The organism is Methylobacterium sp. CCH7-A2 (assembly GCF_001557075.1).
Classification (GTDB): Bacteria; Pseudomonadota; Alphaproteobacteria; order Rhizobiales; family Beijerinckiaceae; genus Allobosea; species Allobosea massiliensis.
Map to the genome: position 1 here is coordinate 1 of NZ_LSKN01000188.1, position 16,980 is coordinate 16,980.

Annotated in this window: 14 protein-coding genes; 10 read left to right on the plus strand and 4 right to left on the minus strand. The window is 63.4% G+C overall.

Annotated features, from left to right (window positions below; all coding sequences use genetic code 11):
* Window positions 1-2: 2 nt before the first annotated feature.
* Window positions 3-320, plus strand: a complete 318-nt coding sequence (locus AX750_RS14520; protein WP_082734994.1) for a cytochrome c family protein — start codon at window positions 3-5, stop codon at window positions 318-320.
* A 16-nt stretch (window positions 321-336) separates the two neighbouring features.
* On the opposite strand, the gene AX750_RS14525 is transcribed toward AX750_RS14520, so the two are convergent.
* From AX750_RS14525 to AX750_RS14535, 3 genes are all read right to left on the minus strand, one after another.
* The gene (locus AX750_RS14525) at window positions 337-1,239 is read right to left on the minus strand and encodes an MBL fold metallo-hydrolase (protein ID WP_066717454.1); all 903 of its coding nucleotides are present in this window, start codon (window positions 1,237-1,239) and stop codon (window positions 337-339) included.
* Window positions 1,240-1,364: 125 nt separating this feature from the next.
* Window positions 1,365-3,173 (minus strand): chloride channel protein, encoded by a 1,809-nt coding sequence (locus tag AX750_RS14530; RefSeq protein WP_082735400.1) that lies wholly within the window; start codon window positions 3,171-3,173, stop codon window positions 1,365-1,367.
* A 384-nt stretch (window positions 3,174-3,557) separates the two neighbouring features.
* The gene (locus tag AX750_RS14535; protein ID WP_066717456.1) at window positions 3,558-5,045 is read right to left on the minus strand and encodes a hypothetical protein; all 1,488 of its coding nucleotides are present in this window, start codon (window positions 5,043-5,045) and stop codon (window positions 3,558-3,560) included.
* Window positions 5,046-5,470: 425 nt separating this feature from the next.
* Between AX750_RS14535 and AX750_RS14540 the strand changes: the two genes are divergently transcribed.
* The 9 genes from AX750_RS14540 (at window position 5,471) to AX750_RS14580 (ending at window position 16,498) form a co-directional block, all read left to right on the plus strand.
* Window positions 5,471-7,435: a MobA/MobL family protein gene (locus AX750_RS14540; protein WP_066717457.1), complete on the plus strand. Its 1,965-nt coding sequence runs from the start codon at window positions 5,471-5,473 to the stop codon at window positions 7,433-7,435.
* 220 nt (window positions 7,436-7,655) lie between these two features.
* Complete coding sequence (locus AX750_RS14545; RefSeq protein WP_066717458.1) at window positions 7,656-8,084, plus strand: hypothetical protein; 429 nt, start codon at window positions 7,656-7,658, stop codon at window positions 8,082-8,084.
* Between the two features lie 10 nt (window positions 8,085-8,094).
* Window positions 8,095-9,510 (plus strand): exonuclease domain-containing protein, encoded by a 1,416-nt coding sequence (locus AX750_RS14550; RefSeq protein ID WP_066717462.1) that lies wholly within the window; start codon window positions 8,095-8,097, stop codon window positions 9,508-9,510.
* 200 nt (window positions 9,511-9,710) lie between these two features.
* Window positions 9,711-10,706 (plus strand): hypothetical protein, encoded by a 996-nt coding sequence (locus AX750_RS14555; protein ID WP_066717464.1) that lies wholly within the window; start codon window positions 9,711-9,713, stop codon window positions 10,704-10,706.
* Between the two features lie 136 nt (window positions 10,707-10,842).
* Window positions 10,843-12,006 carry an AAA family ATPase gene (locus tag AX750_RS14560; RefSeq protein ID WP_066734248.1) on the plus strand — a complete coding sequence of 388 codons (1,164 nt, stop codon included), beginning with the start codon at window positions 10,843-10,845 and terminating at the stop codon, window positions 12,004-12,006.
* 197 nt (window positions 12,007-12,203) lie between these two features.
* Window positions 12,204-13,142, plus strand: coding sequence for a hypothetical protein (locus AX750_RS14565; protein ID WP_066734250.1), 939 nt, complete (start codon window positions 12,204-12,206; stop codon window positions 13,140-13,142).
* A 241-nt stretch (window positions 13,143-13,383) separates the two neighbouring features.
* Window positions 13,384-14,166: a hypothetical protein gene (locus AX750_RS14570; protein WP_066734253.1), complete on the plus strand. Its 783-nt coding sequence runs from the start codon at window positions 13,384-13,386 to the stop codon at window positions 14,164-14,166.
* A gap of 233 nt (window positions 14,167-14,399) precedes the next feature.
* The gene (locus tag AX750_RS14575; protein WP_066734255.1) at window positions 14,400-14,624 is read left to right on the plus strand and encodes a hypothetical protein; all 225 of its coding nucleotides are present in this window, start codon (window positions 14,400-14,402) and stop codon (window positions 14,622-14,624) included.
* 14 nt (window positions 14,625-14,638) lie between these two features.
* The gene (locus tag AX750_RS14580) at window positions 14,639-16,498 is read left to right on the plus strand and encodes a hypothetical protein (protein ID WP_066734257.1); all 1,860 of its coding nucleotides are present in this window, start codon (window positions 14,639-14,641) and stop codon (window positions 16,496-16,498) included.
* Window positions 16,499-16,746: 248 nt separating this feature from the next.
* Here the strand turns inward: AX750_RS14580 and AX750_RS26750 are convergent.
* On the minus strand, window positions 16,747-16,980 hold a 234-nt coding region (locus tag AX750_RS26750; protein ID WP_210173041.1), incomplete at its 5' end, for a hypothetical protein.

The window sequence follows — 16,980 nt, forward strand, 5'->3', positions numbered from 1 at the left end:
ACATCGCCGCCGGCGAGCGCTCCTGGAACAAGTGCCGCGCCTGCCATCAGATCGGCGAAACCGCGAAGAACGGCGTCGGCCCCCATCTCAACGGCCTGTTCGGCCGCCACACCGGCGAAGTCGAGGGCTACAGCTACTCTGCCGCCAACAAGGCCGCGAACCTGACCTGGGACGAGGCGATCTTCGCCGACTACATCAAGGATCCGCGTGCCAAGATCCCCGGCACCAAGATGGTCTTCGCCGGGATCAAGAACGAAAAGGAAATCGCCGATCTGACGGCGTTCCTCAAGCAGTTCGGCAAGGACGGCAAGAAGCTCTGATCCCTGCGGCCGGCCCTCAGCCCGGCTGGACGAAGCGATAGGCCGCGCCCTGCTTTTCTACGCGGCCGATCGCGCCCGGCAGATGGTAGCCGATGATGCGGGCCTTCTCGGCCACGGCACGCTCCAAAAGGGCGCGCCGTGTCGCAACCGCCCGGTCCGGCTCATGGTCGGAAGCCGGCCGCCAGTCGGGATGCGCAAACGAAATCACAGGATGCGTCAGCGCGTCGCCAACGACGAAGACCGGCCCTTGCGGATCGGTGAAGCCGAAAGAGACATGGCCGGGCGTGTGGCCGGGCGTGCCGGAGGCGGTGATGCCGGGCGCCCAGTCCTGCCCGGCGGTGCGCGTCTCCAGCCGGTCGCCGAGTTCCTTCAGCACACGCTGCGCGCCCGCCGCGAAGGCGTGCCGGTCCTCCGGCAGCCCCTCATAGACCTTGGGGCTCGTCCAGTAGGCGACCTCGGCCGCGTCGGCGAGCCAGCGGGCATTGGGGAACAGCGGCGTATCGAAGTCGTCCAGCGCGCCCCAGAGATGGTCCGGGTGCAGATGCGTGAAGAGCACATGGGTGACGCTGTCGGGCGCGATGCCGGCCGTCTCCAGGCTGGCCGCGAGCTTGCCGGTTCCCGGCAGGAAATTCGCGCCGGAGCCGCAGTCGAACACGATCGTTTGGTCGCCCCGGCGCAGGCACGTCACGTTCAACACGGTCGTCGATGGCCCGGAGAGCTGCGCGACGCTCCTGATCGTCTCGGCTTCGACGTCGCGGGCGAGCATGGCAGCGGGCATCTCGAAACCGCCATCGCTGAGGACGGTGACGGCAATGTCGCCACTGCCGCTTCGGGCGACCACCTGCGCCGTTGCCGGACAGGGAGCCGCGGGCAGCAGGAACGCCGCCCCGGCCGCGAGAACGCCGCGGCGATTGATCATCGAACCCTCCCGATTTTATATCGTTAAATCGGAATGTATCGAATTCAACCGCGGGCGCAAGGCAGCCCGTCGTGGGTGGCCGCACACACCACTCGCAGACTTCGCGGGGCAGGGGGCCAAGCGGGCTAGACGGAAGCCGTATCGCGACTGCGGCTGTCCAACTCAGCATTATACCGGCGCAGTGCATACTGCTCGGTCAAAAGGCCCACGACCTTCAATGTCGACCGATCATCGACGACAGCCAGCTCCTCGCTCTTGGACGATTCAAACAGGCTCGCCGCCTCGCGGATGTTCATCTGGGGCAGCAGAACATCCTTGGGATTCAACGCCAGCTCTGCAACGGTCTCGACATCGACCTCTGGCCCGTGTGCGTGAGCCACCAGGACGATGCCGGCATAACGGCCGGTCTCGTCGACGAGCACGATACGCTGACCACTCCCGAGCGGAAACATTCGACGAAACTCTGAGAGCGTCAGGGTGTTGGTCACGCTTTTGACATCGCGGCGCATCATCCGACCGACACTGAGCTCCCGGATCCATCCGATGTCGGCGGCGCTGCGGATCGCTTCACCTCTGAGATGGAACCGCCAGGTCGTGAAGGAATATCCGAACAACCGTCTCACGGTGATGGATGACACGACGGAAGCGGTCAGAACCGCAATCGTCAATGGCAGGCTCCCTGTCGTTTCCAGCGCCAGAAAGGACATGGTCAACGGGCCTCCCAGTACCGCGGTCGCCAGGGCGCTCATGCCGATGACGGCGATGATGATCGGGGCCGCCTGCAGTCCAAATGGCACCGCCCATGCCCAGGCGACCAGCTTGCCGAGCATCGCGCCGAGAAACAGCGATGCGAAGAACAGGCCGCCGCGAAAGCCGGAGCCGATCGACACAGCCGAGGCCAACGATTTGAGGATGATCATCAGCACCAGCATCCCCGGAGCAATCGTGGCGTCCAGACTCACATGAAGCGCCGAATGTCCCGAAGACAGCACGATTGGGGTAACCAGCCCCATGGTCCCGACGATGCCACCGCCGATCGCCGGCCGAAGCCAAACCGGGATCCGGCTGGCCCGAAACAGTGTCTCTGTGAACGCGACGCCCCGCATGATCAGAATGCCTAGCCCGGCGGCGGCGATGCCGATGAAGATCACGAGCACGTAATTGCTGGCACTCAGCGATCCGGCGAAGCCGATCTCGAATGAAAGCGGCTCCATCAGAACTCGGGCTACGGCAACAGCGGCTATGGAGGCCACAATCACAGGCGCAAGCGTACCGATGGTGTAGGAGGCAATAATCAACTCGAAGGCGTAGAAGGCTCCTGTCACCGGAGCGTTGAATGCAGCCGCGATCGCGCCGGCCGCTCCACAGCCGACGAGTGTGCGCATATCCGATCGACGAATTTGCAGAAAGCGGGCCAGTCCCGACGCCAGTGCCGCTCCGCCCTGCGTGTAGCCTGCTTCGAGCCCGACCGACGCTCCGAAGCCGTTTGAGATCAGCGTCTGCCCGATCAAGATGAGGCTGTCCTTGATCGACATCCTGCCGCCGTGCAGGGCGTTCGCCTCGACAGGATCGACGATCGCCGTCCGGCGCCTTCGCGACAGCACGAGGCCGAGCAGCCCGATGATGGCGCCGCCGATGACAGGCACCGCGACGATGCGAAGCGGATCGACATAAGCCGCGCCGCTGACATCGCCGCTATAGGTCGAGAAGAGCATCAGGTGCAGAAGCCGGGAAGCCCCGATCATGACAGCCACGATCAGGCCGGCACCCAGTCCAACGATGCCGGCAAGCAAGACGAGCCAGATCTCGTCGGTTCGGATCAGGCGCGGAAAATTGCGCTTGAAGCGTAGATACCGGGCGAGACCGGTTCGGCGCAGTCTGTTCAAGCGGCTCCGTGTTATGGGCCGACCGGGTCCCTGGGGAGAGGCGGGCATTACTGGTGGGTCCTGTTTGGCTTTGGTCGCAAGGGGCCCAGCTCACAAAGCCGAGATCCGAGACGACAACGTAGCGTCAATCTCGGAGTACGCGTTCGACCGGGCGTTTGGTCTGCCGTCATCGTCGTGGCCGCGCTCGTCTGAAATGAAGCCTCATTAAGCCACAAGCCCCCCACACCGCGAGGCTCACTTCGGCGCGTCTTCTAAACCACTCCTGCATCTTGGCGATCTCGCGCTCCAGGTCCTTGATGATCTAGGCGGCGAGCGTCTTCGTTTCATCGTTACGAAAGCGATCTCCGACGACCACCCGGCTCAAGCGCCAGTGCAAGCCGTGCAGGAGGAGCGCAAAATGCGAACACCTAGCTGACCGACGCCTCCGGCCAGCTAGTCCGCGAAAGCTGGAAGCAACTTTTCGATGGGAACCCCTTCCCACATGGTGAGCCATTTGCCGATCAAGAGGTCGATCAATTCGGGCTGCGTTGCGGCCTGACGTGCGATCCGAACGACCGCAACATAATCGCCGCCGCGTTGTTCCAGCGCTGAAAAGGTTGACTGCCATAGCCGCTCAGGCAGCTGGGATGTCAGAGCGACGACATCAAGAATGACATCCAGCAAAATCGTGCAAAACCGGCCCTCGTCCGTATAGACGCCCGGCTGGGCTGCACCCAGGTATTCCCAATCCTCTGGCCATTTTGGGTGGGCCGTGTGTTCACCCGAGTACGTTCGGCAATCCGCTAAATATGTTACCGCGCGCCACCATCGGTCAGGGATGGGGCCGGGAAGCACGCGATCCGGCGGCGCCTTATTGACCCGCTCGATAAGCAGTGTTCGCAAAGGCGCAGCTTGGCTCTCTAGCAAAGCGACGATCGCAGTATCGGCCTCCATGCAAACCTGCTGTGATGGATGACCGAATGCAGCGAGAGCAGTGTCGAGATGACACGGGCGTGGATAAGGCAGGAGCTCGATAATGCGAAAAACTCCGAGATCCGCCATCTCCCACCTTGCGGGCAGTGCCGATCGATGTTCGTCATTCATCTCCAACCCGACGCGGGCGCGCAGGATCGCGCTATCGATCAGATTTTGGTCAATCTCGCGTGAGGCCAGCTCCATGGCTTGAGCCATGACCAGCGTCGTCGGTGTCGATGAAACAGCCACGGTCTGCGTGTCTGTTTTCGCTGGTGCAGGGGCGGCGCCGCCGTGCCTTCGTCTCCCCCAACGGAGACGGCCTGATGTGTCGAGCAACAAAAGGCCACGCCTCGGTCGGCCATTATTCGTTGGTACAAGGGGCTTCAAGCTCGCTTGGGCCGGAGCGGCTGCGATCTTGATCAAGGCACCAACCTCAGCGCGACAGTTCTCCACGTCCTCCAGGGGCAGGCTGAACTCCTTGGCCAAGTCCTCAGCCGAGCGGGCATCGGCCTGGATGGCCGCGTAGGCTCCGCGCAACTTGCGGTTCAGTTCTTCGTAATCTCCTCGCTCGCTGAGATAGCGGACATAGTTGGCCAGTTTGCTTCGTATGCGACGATACTCGGTATCGTCGCCGGATCTGCCCCCGCCTCCGGTGGCTTGCGCGCCTTCGATCCCAAGACTTAGCACGATCTCGTCCTCGACAGTCTTCATCGCGACGGGCAGTGCCTTCCCAGCAAAGCGGGCGGCCGTCGGCGTCGTCGCCTTCGGCGAAGTCGCCAGAACCCTCTGGACGATTGCACCGTGCTCTCCGACGTCGGTCCATAGATCCGGATCCCCGAAGAGCAGAGCCGCGAAGTCGATCGCGTCGGAGCCGAGCTGACCTTTACCGATCGCGTCAGCAACCAAAGCCGCTATCAGCCGCCGCCGTTGGGCGCGGTCCATCCGGATGACTGGCGCGGAGGTCATCTCGTCGTCTCCTCTATCACTCTGTAGCTCAATTTGTGTGAGTGTAGGCTACATTCAGTATAGCTTCATTAGATATTTTTCGGGCTACGGCGCGGCCTTCTTCAACGAGCCGAGAAAGATCACATCGAGCTAGTGTGAGCTTCAATTCCATCAAACAAGGCTACAATGGCGCGAAAGACAAAAGTGCCGCACCGCCCCAGGGGGGCGTTTCGGCACTTTCGTCGGCGCCCTGCGTGGCGGTCGCCAGTTGCCTGTCGTGCCAGCACCACGAGACGCTAATCGGCTCAATCCGTCCCGCGCGGCATCTGCGATGCCGCGCCACCCTCCGGGCGGCTGCGGGCCTGAAGGTCTAGTGCTCGAACCCGCTTTCAATCTCGTGGATCACTGGCAGAATTTCCTTGACTGAAAAACGTGAGTGATTCGCGATGGCCCGCGAGGTGACGCTGGAGGATGTCGACGGACGGACACGGGGCCTTTTCGCTCCGTCGCGGCATGCACTTGATCGCGTCCTGGCCAAGGCGCTCGCGCGGGCTGAGGAACGGGCGCGGCGGAACGTAGAGCACGCCATTGCCCACAACCCGGTTCGCGAAGCTGGCTTAGCCGCTGACAGAATGTCCGCCGCGATCGTGCGTGCCGTCCGTACCGAGTTTCCGACCATCGGGCTTGCGCCCACGAAGCGCCGACCCATGCCCGATACCGGCGGCATGAGCTTTCATTTCGGGCATACCTCTGTGACCAAGCGATCCACGGAGCTTAAGCCCGGGCAGACTCATTGGTGCCGCAACGGATTTGGTCATGCCAAGCTCGGCAGGGACATCTACTACACGTCTCAGCCGGGCGCCCATCAGCTCTACATCGAACGTCCTTCTGCCGTGGAGCAGACCTCGACGATCGTCGAGCCGGCCAGGGAACAGGCCTATATCGAAGACGCAGAGAAGGTCGGCGGCAACCGCGATGCCGACGTCGCAGAGACGGAGTTCTCGTTCGGGACGGCCGGCAAGACCGAGGCCGAGCGGCTGGAATTCTGGCGCCTGGCTCACAAACACCCCGAACGCGCCAACGGAATCATCCAGCACCGCTTCATTCTCCAACTGCCGAAGGAGGCGTCGGCAGCCGAGCGGCTCGCGATCGTCAAAGCCTTCGTCGCTCCGTTCGACGCCCCGTTCGGCGTCGACGATGACAGGAAAATCCCGTACTGGGCGGCACTGCATGCGCCGACGGCGGACAACGATCCCCGGAACTTCCACGCGCACGTTATCGTCTTCAATCGTCCGGCCAAAATGATCCCATGGCCTGAGGGAGGTGATGACGGCGCCAAAGGGCGCAAGCTCGTCCCTACCTGGGATTTCGCGGCCGTCAGGCGCATCCGCACGAAGCACCGCAACTACCGCGATCAGTTCCCGATGCGCCAGGACGTGCCAGACATGCTACGGGGACGGTTCGTTCAGCGGGAGCGCGAGCGTTTCGCAGGTCTGGTCAATGCCGAGATGGCGAGGGCGGGCAAGGCGATCCGGTACGATCATCGCAGCTACGCCGCCGCGGGCATCCTGGACGTCGAGCCCGAGAGGAAAGCGGGATACGCCAGGAAGATCGTTCATCGTGATCGCGACCTGTCTCTCCACGACGTCGCAGCCGAGATCGCTGGCGCCGCTGTTCGGTCCTCTCGGACACAGCAGGCCAAGGCGGTCAGTGCTCTGGACCGTCTGGTCACGTCCGCTCGAAACGCGCCGGACGAATTCGTTCGCATCATGCGGTCGGTGCCGACTTTCTCGCGCGATGGAGCGCGGGTCGATTGGTCCCGCGCGACGTCATCGGCTTCGCGGCAGCTTGCGATCGAAGCGGCCGAACACTGGAAGGCAGCCCTTCTTCTCCGAGCCGCTCAGGCAGGCGAGGCGGCGACGCTGGACGCGCTGATCGCCTCGACAAGGCAGAGTTCCTCAGCCAGGCATCACATTCGTCTTCAGCGGGAGTTCAAGAGCCGCATCACGGACACCCGGCATAGGTCGGTTCACGCTCTCGACGAATTGCCGACCGCGGAAGTCGCCGCCGACCTCCATGAGGTCGCAAAGGAGGAGAAAGCGGCTCAAGCGAAAGCAGCTCAATCAGCACTCGATAGCGCCAATCGGGCGGCACAGGCTGCCCTCGATGCGTGGGCCCATGAAGTGGAGCTGAGGGAAGTCGAAACGGCGAAAGCCACTCCGTCGATCGCTCCCTCGCCATCGTCTCAACCCGATCGATCCCGCGCTAAAGAAATTTGGCTGGAAGCGCTGGCGAAGCGCGGCAGGCAGGAAGGCGAGGGTCCGAACGATGAAGAGCGGAGGCAACAAGAAAGGAGGAAGGCGATCCTGTCCAATCCGGGTCGACAGGGCGGGAAAGGGTATGGAGATTGAATGGACGGCTGCGGCTTAGTCCTCGAAGGCGTGTCATGCGATGATCTGCGCGCCTGGGCCTGCCCGACCACGCGGAATAGGCCGCTGGGCCGGCACAGTGCCGTTGGGACATCGATCCGTGGAACCCTGATCAGGGAACCCCCGTGAAAAGAGCAGGTCGGTGATCCGGCGCTCGCGGGCGTGACGCTCCGACCTTGGCTAGCTGAACATGATTGAAAAGATGCCCTACGTCGCCGACGACATCGGCGACAGCAACCTCGCGTACTATCGCGCGCTCTACCGTGCCCAGAACGACAGCGCCGACCACTTCCTGCGCTGGGAAGTTCACATGGCCCACGCCGTTCAACTGGAGGCGGAACCAGGGAGGATATTCGAGGAGTATGGCGACCTCACCGGCCGGCAGCTCGGCGAAGGCGCTCGGATCGCCGCGCGGCGCTACGCCCTCCTGATCGCGGAGGTGCCGGCGCATGACGCCGCACTCGTGGTTCTCAAGGCGGAGATCGCAGAAGCGATCGAGCGGGACGTTGACGAGGTTCGAAGATCCTACGTTCTACGCCTGCTGCAGGCATCGCTGATCCGCGACACCGAGCGCCTGGACATCGACATCGCCATGGTCGCGTGCGTCGCGCCATCCGCTCTCAAGCACTGAGGCGGGGCCAATGACCACGGTCATCTACGACACCGAGACCACTGGCCTCTCGCGCCACTACGACGTGCCACTCCAAGGCGCCTTCATCGTCTGCGACGACGATCTCGTCGTGCAAGACGAGATCGTGCTGCGCGGACGTCCCCCGCAGCACGTCATTCCGTCGCCGGACGCGCTGCTGACGACGAGAACAACGCCGGCGATGCTCGACGGCGCACCGCTCTCGCATCTCGACCTCATGCAGGCGATCGCCTCGGTCGTCTCGACGGTTGGCCCGGCACGCTGGGTCGGATATAACAGTCTGAAGTTCGACGAGACGATCTTACGGCAGGGCTTCCTCCAGACGCTCCATCCCGTCTACGCGACCCAAGCGCCGGGCTGTACGAGAGCCGACGTCATGGTCATGGCGCAGGCTATCGCGGCTCACGAACCATGGGCACTGGCCGTGCCTCTCAACGAGGCCGGCAAGCCGACCTTTCGACTTGGACCTCTCTGCGCCGCAAACGGCATCGTCCTTCCCGATGACGAGGCTCATGACGCATTAGCCGATGCTCGTGCCACGCTCGCGATCCTACGACATCTCCGGGAGGCGGCGCCCGCCACCTTTGCGATGATGACGGCGAACTCGGATCGCCGGCATGTCCTCGACATGCTGCGTAACATCGAGTTGCTGGCCCTGACCCAACACTTTGGGGCCTCGAGGACCCTCCCGATCGCGCCGATCGTCGTCAGCCCCACGAACGGCAGCGCTTTTGGCGTAGCCGACCTCACGGTCGATCCGGGCACCTATCTCGAGAGGAGCGAGCCCGAGCTGGCGGAGCTGTTGGCGATCCGGGGGCCGCGCCCGATCTTCACGATCGCCGCGAACGCCCAGCCGATGCTCTTTCCGGTCGAGCATGGCGGAGCCGCCATCGTCGACCCCCTCTCGATGGAACAATACAAGGCGCGAGCCAAGCGTATCCGCGCCGATCAGGGGTTCGTCGCACGGCTCACCGCCGCGCTCGGGCGGCAGTTCAGCGATCGCGCCATCGCCTCGGAGCCTGAAGAACAGATCTACGATCGCTTCGTCACGAAGCTGGATCAGGCGCATTCCCGTCGATGGCATGAAATCGCCTGGGAGCAGCGCGATCGCTTCGGCCAGGCCGTGATCGGCGATCCGCGACTCCAGGCGTTCTCGCGGCGCTTGGTCTTCGAGGCGGCTCCGGCAACGATGACGGCGACGGACCGTGCGGCGATGACGACTTGGCTCGTCGATCGCCTTCTCACCCATGGCGAGCGTCCTTGGATGACGATCCCGGCAGCGCGGCGACGTCTTGTGGCCCTCCGCGGGGCCAGCGATCCGGGTGACGTCGACCGCCTGAGGAACATCGCGGACATCTCCGCGTGGCTCGACGCCAAATCGGCCTTGCTCGACGCGGTCACCGACTGAAAAGAAGGCGGGACAGATGACATCGAAGGTCACCGCCCTCCGGGGGCGGTGACCTTTTTCGTAGCTGCTCTGACAAGCGACAGGTTCGGGGGCGCAGCCATCTTGCCGGGAAGACAGGTCGAAAAGCGCCGAAACGGCGACGGGGAGAGGAGGAATCGTGCTGCCGCGTGGCAGTCACCCCTGGGAAAAGAGCAGAGACCATGACCAAGAAAGCCATCGCAAACACCTCATCGCCCAAGCCTGTCGGCACCGCCTCGCTGGTTCTCGCAACGACGATCCGGCCGGTTTGTGAAGAGCTCGCCGTTTTCGCGGATCGGCTGCCGGAAGCACCTGCTGAAGTGGAACGTCTGGCCGGCCTACCAAACATCGCGCCGGCGTCCACCGCCATCATCGCGCGCGCGACCTTCCACGACGACGAACTCGGCCGGTTCGTCAAACTGATGTCCAAGGACGAGACGCTGACCGAGGAGCGGATCGACACGTTCAACGCCCTCAATCTGCTTCGTCAGAGCGCGTACCTCGCCGCTGCGCTGGTCGAGCCGAGGTCCGAAGACGACCGCTGGGCCAAGGAGTACATCGGCGAGTGCCTCTCCTCGGCTGCAAAGCGGCAGGGCGACGCCGCCCGCGCTGAGCTTCTGCGCAAGGCCTTCGGCATCGCGCCGAAGGCCAAGGAGAAATCCAGCGTCGCCGACATCGGCGAAATGACCGCGTGGATCCATGAGACGGTTCGGAGAATGGGACTGATCCGGCCCCCGGCGGCAGATGCCTCCGCCGATGAACTTGCCCGTGCCGACTGCTACCGGCTGGAAGAGGCTCTGTCGCTCGAGGCGTTCTTCGCCGCTCCGCCCGACCTCACGTCTCTCGCCGAGGAGGCCATGGATCTGCTGGCGAAGGCGGATGCCTGGACGCAGTCTGTCGGCGAAACCGACCAGATCCTCGAGCAGGCCGCAAAGTCGGCCCTGGCCCTCGCATACGCTGCGATCGCCCGGGTCGGTCTGTGGCCGGCGCGCACGGAGCGCGATCTCCACGCCAAGGCGACTTGCAGGGCGATCCTTCGCGATCGCGTCGCGGATCCCTCCAGCGCAAGAGCCGTCGCGGCGATGGCCTACGATCTCGGCAATGGCGTGGCCGGGCAGAGCGATCGGTTCAAAGTGGAAGCCAAACACGCCACCGAGAGGTTTCCCGGCCAGGGATAACCTGGAGATTGGCCCAACTTCATAAAGTCACCGGAAAGGGGCGAGCCGCAGGGTTCGCCCTTTTTCGTCGTTCGATGACTGCGGTTGCCAGCCCGCGACAGCGGCCCCCGAAACATCGAATAGACGAGAACGGCGCATGCCCGAAATCGATACCTCTCTTGGTAAACCCAATCGCCGAAGCAAGCCCACGTCCCGCTGCACCGAGGCAGAGACTGCCCGTGTCGACGGGAATGCCGAGGCGTCGGGCGTCTCATCGGACAAGACGATCGCCGTCTTCGATCGCGACGAGGTCGAGCGTCAGATCACGCTTGCGTGGGGGTTCGAGCCGCGGCTCGAGGAGTACTACGGGCCGCCTCCAGCTCTCGGTCCCGATGAGGGGCCACGGGTCGAGAAGCTCCTCGCCATCCTCAACGATGTGCGAGGCCCCCATCGCTCCCTGCTGTTCGGTACGCCGAGCCTTCAAAACGCACTGGCGCAGGTCCATGCGCAATGTCCGGCATTTGGCGAGGTCGTTGCGCTTTATGAGCGCGCCGTCGCTTTGTCGGCCATGACGGGCGCCCCGGTGTCGGTGCCCCCGGTGCTGCTGCTCGGCGAGCCCGGCATCGGCAAGACCCATGCGTCGAAATCGATCGCCACGGCCCTCGGCGTCGATATCCATGCCTTCTCATGCGCGACGTCCAGCGATGCTCAGGCGCTCCTGGTCGGACATCCGCCGAGCTGGCGAGGAGCGCGCACCGGAATCCTGACCGAGGCCATGATCGCGTCCGTTAGCGCGCAGCCGGCCGTGCTCTTCGACGAAGTCGACAAGTTCATGACCCACCATACCGAACAGCCCTATGCTGTCCTTCTGGCAGCCCTCGAGCCTGAAAACGCCTGCGCCATGCGGGACGAGTATCTTCAGGTGCCCTTCAACGTCGCCAACGCCCTGTTCATTCTGACCGCTAACGACGCAGGACAGATTCCCAACTTCATCATGGATCGTGTGCTCGCCTTCCATATCGCACCGCCGTCGGGCGACGCACTCGTCGCGATCGCGCGAAACATCGTCGCCGATATCGTGGATACCCTGCGCGGGGGTGTCGAGCTGCCCGCCGAAGCAATCCTATGCCGTCTTGCAAGGCCGAACCCGCGTGGGATCAAGAAGGTCGCCAAACTGGCTTATGGCTTCGCCGCTGCCGCAGGCCGGGACCGGATGTCGCTCGCCGATATCGAAGCCGCAGAGGCCGTTGCCACGGGCGACTCCAAACCTGCTCAATTCGGGTTCCTGACGTCCGGAAGAGGCCGCTCGCGGAGCGGCTAGAACTAGCCCCTGGGAGATTTCGAACCGGCCGATGCGCCCGAGGGTCGCCCGGCATTCCAACATCATGAACAGGCAGCGCCTTCACCAGCACTGCCTGTTCGCATTCCAAGGCCGGCCGGGAATGGGCCTGGGGATCACGAGAAAGGAGAGATTCGACGGAACGACACCGTCACCCCTCATGAACTCAAGGAAATACCATGAACACGAACAATCGCCGCAACCAGCTGCTCAGCACGGTCGCCGTCGTGCCGAGCCTGCATCCTGTCATCGACGACCTCGCTGGCCTCGAACGCCTTGTGCCTCTTGCGCCGAGCGAGACCGAAAGCCTCGCCATCTTCCGCAACCAGCTCCCCAGTCTCCTGTCCGTTCGCGGCCGTGCCGACGCACATGCCGGCGAGGTCCGGAGGATGATCGCGATGATCGCGCGGGAGCCTGATCAGGTCCAGGCCTGGATCGACGTCATCAATGCACTGACCATCCTGTCGAACGCCGCGAACCTCGCGCTTCTGCTCCTGCCGGAGCGCTCGGAGGACGACGGCTGGGCGCGGGAAGAGCTCGGTCGCCACCTGCTCCGGCATGCTCATCGCAACGGTGATGGCGAGGATCTGGCACTGGTGCAGCGCGCCGTCGGCACGCTTCCGCGTGTGTCTGCCCACCTGACCCTGCCGAAGGGCGCCGAAGAGATCAGCGAGATGATCACGACGATGGCACGCCGCGTCGGCGCTCTGCAGCCGAAGCCGGTAACGACCGAGCCCGGCGCCCCAGCGACCTATCCGCTCGAGCAGGCCGAAAGCCTGAAGTCGTACTTCGCTGCCACGCCGCATCTCGTTGGGCTTCTCGACGGCGCCCGCCATGTCTTCGGGCTGGTCGATGCGCTGCGCTGCGACAGCGATCAGCCTGAAATGACCGCCGACGCGATCGAGGGCGGGCTGGTTCTCGCCTATGCCCGGCTGCTTCGCATCGCGCTCTGGCCGGCGCGCGACCTGCAGGACGTCGCCGCCAAGATCTCGGCGCGCGATCTCGTGCGCTCTCGCGACGCCGACCCGGATCGGTTCGGGGCGCTCTGGGAGATCGCCTTCAACCAAGGCGAGACCGTCGCCGGACAGAGCGGCCGGTTCCTGAACGTCGATGAGTAGGACTGACGACCGCGCCTGCAGGTTGGCGAAAAGCTGAAGCGACTGGGAGGCGCGTCCATGCGGCGCGCCTTTCGTCATGAACGGCAGCGCGAGGCCTGCCCCATAGGACAAGCCAGATTGAGACCGAAAGAACCACACAACCCACGCGAGCCTTCGTCTCCACGACCGGTCCGTCAGAATGAGGGAATACGAAGACACCCCTCTGGAACCCTTCCGAACACCAGATCAGAGATCGACACTAATGACCAAGATTCTCCCGGCGCGGTTGCCTGCCACTTCCATCGCGCCTCGCTGCAACGCCACGCCACGACGGCTGAAGGACGTGCATTCCCCTGCAGCCGTCCGGCTGTGGGTGCCTACTGCGTGGCCCGAGATCGGCGGGCCTCGCCTCGATCTGAAGCCCGACCCGCGCTTCGCCGAACCTATCTTCACCAGCCGCTTCATTCCCGGCGAGCGCACCACGGTCTACATCGCGGGGTGTCGAGGCCTCCTGAGCTCCGTAGCTCAGCTCCTCCATATCGGTGCCTGGAAGATCTCCACGACTCAGGACGAGACGCCCGGGCTTCAGCGTCGTCTGGATGCCCTCGGCACCGACCGGTACGGCTCGACATACTGGATCGGCGCCGAAACCGTGGAGGATCCGCACTTTAGCCGGTGGGGGCTGTCGATGGTGGGGACCGACGTCATGCTGTCCCCTGGCAGTCCTCTGAGGATCCTGCCGCGGGGGATCGAAGTGATCCTCCCCGCCGATCTCGACTTCGACACCTTCGAGCGGCTGCTGCGCCAGGCCCTCTCGAACGCCGAACTCGGGCGTTGGGTGACGTCGTGGGCAGGGCGCGCGCACTGCGCCAGGTTCGGGCTCTCACCTTCGCGCTTCGAACGCTTCAGCCCTTACAACATGGCATGCGGCGACCGCATGTCCCGCGCCCGGGAGATATTCCTGTTCAAGCCGGCCAAGCAGTCGCAGCGCCTCGTCCGGATCATCGAGACCCTGATCATCGGCCACGTGCTCGCTGGGCCGTAAGCTGCACCATGCCGTCCCGTCGGCCGGTGCGCTCAACGGCGAGGCAACAATCGATGTTGCCTCGCCTCGACTATGCCAACGTTCGTTGCGGCAAAACCCATTCATTGCCTCGCGTTGAAGTCCGCGCCGATCACAATCACGCATCAAGATATCCGAAGGGTGCAGTGAAATTCATAACGTCCTTGCAAATTTCTGTCCGTCTGAATATGTAGCTGACGCACTGGAGGCGCGGAATGAGCGACGCAGATAAGAGAGAGAATTTCGTGAGGCTGGCGGAGGGGCGCACGCAGGTCGCACTTGATGCGATCCGTAAACTCGGCAACCTGTCGAACAGGCGCGCCTACGACTATGCCGATGCTGACATCAGAAAGATCACCAAGGCGCTCAGGGACGCGGTGTCCGACCTCGAGAAGCGGTTCGGTTCTTCGACCGAGACGACCGAGACCTTCAAGCTTTAACTGGGAGAAGCATCATGGGTCCGGAGCACCTTGGGATCGGCGACCGCAAGTTCCTGATCAACCGCCTTATCCAACAGGCGCCGATTAACACGCTGGTCCGCGAGTTTTTCAAGAACGCCGACGAAAATGCGGCGTTGGCGCCGATCGGGCGGCGCATCGTCGAGATCCAGCCGACAATAATCGATGGTGTCCGTAAGCTGACCTTCTTCAACACAGGAGTGGGGATGTCGGCGAGTGAGCTGAAGACCGCCACCGACCTCAGCTCATCGGTCAACAAAATGATGTCGCTGGACGGCAACTTCGGCATCGGTGCCAAGGTGTCTGGTCTCGCCGCTTCTCCTGACGGCATCCGCTATCGATCCTGCAAGGACGGCGAGGTCAACGAGGTTACGATCGGCTTCGACGCGCAGGAGGATACGTATGTTCGCTTCGCCACGCTGATGGCCGATGGCAGCACCGAGACGATCTATGACGTGACCGCCGCCGCCATCAAGGATGGCCGTTCTGTGGAACACGACTGGACCGAGGTCGTTCTTCTCGGGGAATCGCCCGAGCACGACACGGTGGCCGAGCCCATCGGCGTCGGGCAGGAGGTCGACCGAAGCTTCATCGCAACGTCGGTCTTCCGCCGCTTCGCAGCGTTTTCGGACGACGTGCAGGTCAAGATCGACGTTGCCATGACGAAGGGCGGCGGGAAGAACGAGACCGGCAGGTTCCGGCAACTTCGGACGCTCGATGACATCATCGAGCGCGTTCCGCTGAAGCATGAGGACGCCATCGATTCCGACACCGGCATCACGGTTCGCTACGTGCATGATCCGAAGAATGAAAGCTCAAGCCATACGTCCAGCGCCCGGGCCAACGCGGCAACTAGCTCAACCACTTTCTGCGCGCTCGTCTATCGGGACGAGAGGTATGACTTCCGGACCCAGAAGGTATGGTCCTCGGCTGCACCTACCTTCGGCATCCCCTTCGGCTCCAAGGTTCTAACCGTCGAGATTCGGCTTCCCGACGGAAGCGCCTATCCCAGTCAATACCGCGACTCGCTACTGTGGCGTCACGACCGCTCGCCGTTGACGGCCGACCAATACGCCTACTTGGTGCGGGAGCTGATGCCGGAATGGGTCAAGGACGTGATCCGCGCCGAGTCGCCCGATGGTGCCGATGACCTGAATGATCTGCAATCGGACCTGCAGACGCTTCTCGATGAGCTTCGGGTGCCCACAAAAGTGTTGAAACCGGCATCGGCACGACCATCCCCCACGGTGCCAACTGAAAGCAACGATGCGGGCCTAGCCGAACCTGAAGCCACCGCGATCGAGGCCGAGCAGGACGAGCCTACGCCAGACGGCGTCCGCAAGGCTCCCAAAAGGGGTGAAGACCGTGCCGCGAAGACGCGGGTTCGACACGCGCCCGAAGGCGCCATGGCCTCCAGGCTGTCACGAGCTCTTGAGCGAGCGCCGGAGATCAAAATCTTGATCGACCCTGAGGAAATAGCCGAAAGGGGACTTAAGGGGCGTGCAGCAAAATTCTACGGCGAGGTGCAGACCCTGTTCGTGAACGGCCTGTATCCCGTAGTCGGGAGAATGGCGGACGAGCTTGCCGACGAGTTTGTCGGTGCCGAGGATCTGGAAGAGGCACGTGCCTTGGCTATTCACGCTTCTCAGCGGACGCTCGCCTTCCGGGTCGGTAAGGCCACCTGCTATGCGCTTGCCAAGCGGCTGCTCGACGATTGGTCGAGAGAAGATCTGGACCGCGCTACCTCGCCAGAGTCTCTGTCGATGGCCGCAGATGACTATCGTCAGAGCATTCCGGCCGCGCGTCGATGGATTAAGGAACGCGTGCGCATGGCAAACGTCGCCGCGCTTGGATGATCTCAACCACGGTCGGGTGCCATGGATGTAGCTGAGGGCATTCATCGGCGATTGCCGTTTAGGTCTGGGTACGGGCGCAAACCCTGATCCGCGCTGAAACCTGCCATGCAGCCTCAGCGACACGGTATAATCATCCAAGCGATCATCCTGCTGCACGCCATTTGGACGATTGAAAACCGGTCAGTTCGTGCGGCTCGCGGGCCTGCGGCATCGTGAGCGGCCCCGCGAACACTGCCGCGCCGCGGCTGTTAAGAATCTGACTGGCTTTTTGGTGCTCGACTTGACGCCCCGTTCTGGGCGCTGTCCTGCAGATCGGCGATGGCGTCGAGCACGCGCGCGATGACCGTCGCGCCGCCGGGCGCCCTGGTCCAGATCCGGTGCATACTCGCCTGCGCTTTTTCCCATTCGGGGTCTGCCGCCCTCTCATGTGCGGATTCCGATTCCGACCGGCCATCATTCCGATAATTGACCGGCCGGGATTC